The organism is Streptomyces sp. NPDC058086 (assembly GCF_042885015.1).
Lineage (GTDB): Bacteria > Actinomycetota > Actinomycetes > Streptomycetales > Streptomycetaceae > Streptomyces.
Map to the genome: position 1 here is coordinate 1 of NZ_JBHVST010000280.1, position 1,765 is coordinate 1,765.

Consider the following 1,765-nt stretch of genomic DNA (forward strand, 5'->3'; position numbering starts at 1 on the left):
ACGACGTACAGACCTCTCCCGTGCGGCCGGCTCCAGCCTGCTGTTCAGCCTCGCCCCGGCAGTGGTCGTGGCCTACTGCAACGCCACCTCCTCCGCCTGGCTCGCTACCCTCTATCCCGCCTCGGGGGCACCTATGCCTATGGTCGCAAGCGCCTCGGCGACTTCTGAGGGCTACCTGGCCGACGGGCATTCCCTCTCGGCAAGACTGCCTCCTGCGCCGCCATGGCCCTGACCGCAGTCGACTACACAGGCGTCCACAAATCCGCCCTGCTCGCCCGCACCATCGTGGCTGCCGCCGTCGACCGAGCAGCCCAGCCAGCAGCTCACACTTATGTCGCTGTCCATGAAGGACAGGCTCTCGTGGGAGGTCCCCAGGACCTCGTCGAGAACGGTGCGGTGCAGGATGGTCCAGGCTTGTTCGGCGAGGTCGTTCGTCTTGAGGATGGTCAGGGTGAACGTGTGGAACGTGTCCTGGCCCTGCTGTCTCTTGAAGAGTCTCAGTTCCTCCGGCGACGTCCGAGTGGGGATTTGTTTCCTTGATCAGGCCCAGGTTTTCGTGTTTTACCGGTGCACTCTCGTTTACCGGTACATCAATAGTCGCTGCTGGGATTCCCTTGTGACTGCTTGGAGTGCCGGTGACGGCCGTGTCCTGGAGGATGCCTGGACCACCGGTGTCCTGCTGGATCTAGGGGGCCAGCGGGCAGTACGAATAGGTGACGAACATCGGCTTCGCCGCCTGATGTCACCCTTTTCCGGCCGGCATTCTCGCTTCCAGTCCTAGGCACTGTCCGGCGGATCATGGGCGGAGCCATAGGCGGACTGCTGCTGCGGTGACGGTGCCGTGGAAGACGTAGGCCCTTTTGTCGTAACGGGTGGCGACCGCGCGGGAGTTCTTGAGCCGGTTGATGGTCCGCTCGACCTCGTTGCGGCGCCGGTAGCGCTCGCGGTCGAAGCCAGCTGGCCTGCCGCCCGCGCTGCCTCTGCGCCGGCGGTTGGCCCGCTGGTCCTTCGGCTCGGGGATCGTGTGTGTGATGCGCCGTCTTCGCAGGTAGCGGCGATTTCGGCGTGAGCTGTAAGCCTTGTCGCCGCTGACATGGTCGGGCCTGGTCCGGGGCCGTCCGCCCAGCGGCCGGGGAACCCGGATCCGGTCCAGGACCTCGATCATCTGCGGGGCGTCACCCCACTGGCCTGGGGTGATCAGTAGAGCCATGGGGCGGCAGCCGCCTTCACCGGCGAGGTGGATCTTGGAGGTCAGACCGCCCCGGGACCGTCCGAGTCCCTCATCGGGGCGGTGGTGCCGGGGCCTCGTCCTTTTTTCGGGACCCGCGGTCCGACCCTGCGGGCGCCGGCCGCGTGCTGATGGGCCCGGCAGGACGTCGAGTCGACGCCCACCATCGACCAGTCGATCCGCCCGGCAAGGTCGGCGTCGGCCTGGACCGCCTGCAGGAGCCGGTCCCAGGTACCATCCGCCGACCAGCGGCGATGCCGTTCATACACGATCTTCCACGAGCCATAGCGTTCCGGCAGGTCACGCCACGGAACACCGGTGCGGACCCGGAACAGAATCCCGTTGAGCACGGTCCGGTGATCGTTCCACCGGCCGCCCCGGCCACCCAGCGAGGGCAGATGCGGCTCCAGCAGCAACCACTCTCGATTCGTCAGATCCCCCCGACCCATGACCCAACCAATGAGCGACCGGCCGGAAAGTCACATGATCCGCCGGACAGTGCCTAGGACTGGAAGCGAGAATGCCGGCCGGAAAAGG

General features: G+C 66.4%; 1 protein-coding gene and 1 pseudogene. One reads left to right on the forward strand and one right to left on the reverse strand.

All coding sequences use genetic code 11. The features are described from left to right. A pseudogene (locus ACFVWD_RS58225) lies at positions 1-366 on the forward strand (amino acid permease); the annotation flags it as partial. Positions 367-796: 430 nt separating this feature from the next. Here the strand turns inward: ACFVWD_RS58225 and ACFVWD_RS58230 are convergent. Beyond that, positions 797-1,677, reverse strand: a protein-coding gene (locus ACFVWD_RS58230) for an IS5 family transposase (RefSeq protein WP_107427524.1) whose coding sequence is annotated in 2 segments (ribosomal slippage) — positions 797-1,317 and positions 1,317-1,677 — 882 coding nt in all. Because the reading frame shifts where the segments join, the coding sequence is not laid out codon by codon here. Between the last annotated feature and the right edge of the window lie 88 nt (positions 1,678-1,765).